The organism is Pseudomonas oleovorans subsp. oleovorans (assembly GCF_002197815.1).
Classification (GTDB): Bacteria; Pseudomonadota; Gammaproteobacteria; order Pseudomonadales; family Pseudomonadaceae; genus Aquipseudomonas; species Aquipseudomonas oleovorans.
On record NZ_NIUB01000080.1, the window covers coordinates 1 to 1,924 of the forward strand.

Annotated in this window: 2 protein-coding genes; both read right to left on the reverse strand. The window is 62.5% G+C overall.

All coding sequences use genetic code 11. From position 1 onward, the window contains the following. Positions 1–139: 139 nt before the first annotated feature. Positions 140–943, reverse strand: coding sequence for an IS21-like element ISPst3 family helper ATPase IstB (gene istB / locus PSOLE_RS23295; protein WP_003459721.1), 804 nt, complete (start codon positions 941–943; stop codon positions 140–142). Then, positions 936–1,924: IS21-like element ISPst3 family transposase (istA, locus tag PSOLE_RS23300; protein WP_088339363.1), on the reverse strand; the 989-nt coding region annotated here is incomplete at its 5' end. The genes istB and istA, both read right to left, overlap by 8 nt.

Genomic DNA, 1,924 nt, shown 5'->3' on the forward strand with positions numbered 1-1,924 from the left:
GGATTGCTGATTTTGTTACCAGCAACTGTGGATAAGTCTACCAGCGCAGCTGCTGTTGCCCCCACTCCTTCGCTAGCCCAGTTCAGTTGTTTAAGACCTGCCACACGCAGCCATGTAGCAGGCCGTCGTCGCCATGAAATCAGAACGGCTCATCGTCCTCCGGTTCCTGGCCGCCCTTACGCTTTCGCTCCCGTGATTTGATCTTGGCCTGGGCCGCCAAGCTACTGTGTTGCAGGCGATAGGACTCGTTACCGGTTTCGACGATGTGGCAGTGGTGGGTCAGCCGATCCAGCAGGGCGGTGGTCATCTTGGCGTCGCCGAACACGCTCGACCATTCGGCGAAGCTCAGGTTGGTGGTGATCACCACGCTGGTGTGTTCGTACAGCTTGGACAGCAGGTGAAACAGCAACGCACCGCCAGCCTGGCTGAACGGCAGATAACCCAGTTCGTCGAGGATGACCAGATCCATGCGCAGCAGTGCCTGGGCGATCCGCCCGGCTTTGCCGTCGTGTTTTTCGCGCTCCAGCAGATTGACCAGATCGACCGTGGAGTAGAAGCGCACGCGCTTGCCATGCCGGGTGATGCCGGACACGGCCAGTGCGGTGGCCAGGTGGGTTTTGCCGGTGCCTGGGCCGCCGATCAGCACCACGTTCTGCGCGGTGTCGGTAAAGCTCAGATTGGCCAGCTCGCTGATCAAGCGAGCGTCGGCGCTGGAGGCGCTGAAGTCGAAGCCGGCCAGATCGCGGTGCATCGGCAGCTTGGCCATGTTCATCTGGTGGCTCACCGAGCGCATGGCGCGATCTGTGTGCTCTTGTTCCAGCAGGTGTTCGAGCAGCCACTTGGACGAGGCTGTGTTCGACTCACCCTGTGCAGTTAACTCCGCCCAGGCCGTGGCCATGCCGTGCAGGCGCAGCTCCTTGAGTTCCGCCATCAAATCACGCATGACCGACCTCCTCGGCCTGGCCACGCAGGCGGTCGTAGCGCGCCGTGTTAGCGACGGGGGCTTCCTTGAGCGACAAGTGGGTTTCGACGCTGGGTGGTGGTTCGGATGCTGTCAGCCGTGCCACGACATTGAGGATGTGTTCGGCGCTCAGGCTGCCGCTCTCCAGTACCAGCTCAACGGCTACCAGCACGGCATCGAGCCCGGCGACCGGTACGGCAGCCAGAACTTGCGCCATGATCCGGTCACCGCCGGCATGACGCCCCAGGCCGTGCTTAAGCTGACGCAGCGGCACCGGCAGATCAGCAAAGGGCGCGCCGTTGCGCAGCGCACCGGGCTTGCGTTCGATCAGCGGGAGGTAGTGCTGCCAGTCATAGCTGACCTGGTCGCGATCCAGCAAGCGGACATGGCTGGCGATCAGCGCGTCGTCAGCCACCACCTCGATTCGCGTCGGATACAAACGGCTGCTGACCCACTTACCCGCGTACTCACACGGCACCGAGTAGCGGTTGCGCCCGACGCTGACCAGGCAGGTGCTGGAGACCCGCGCAGGCCGCTCGACGTAACCGTCGAATGGCGCTGGCACAGGCATCAGTTCAGCGCGCTCCAACTCCAGTACTTCGGCCACACTCAGACCGCTGTATTGAGGGTGCGTCAGCTGGTTCCAAAGCGCGCGGCAGCGCTGGCCCAGCCAGGCATTGAGTTCCTCGAAGGAGTGAAACTGGCAGTCCTGGGCGTCTAGCCAGATACGCCTGCGGCTGTCTTGCACGTTCTTTTCAACGATGCCCTTTTCCCAACCAGCGGCGACGTTGCAGAAGTCCGGATCGAACAGGTAATGCGCGCACATCACCGCAAAGCGCGCATTCACCGCCCGGCCTTTGCCCTTATTGACCTTGTCGACGGCGGTCTTCATGTTGTCGTAGATGCCCCGGCGCGGCACGCCGCCCAAGGCGCCGAACGAGCGTGTATGGGCGTCAAATAACA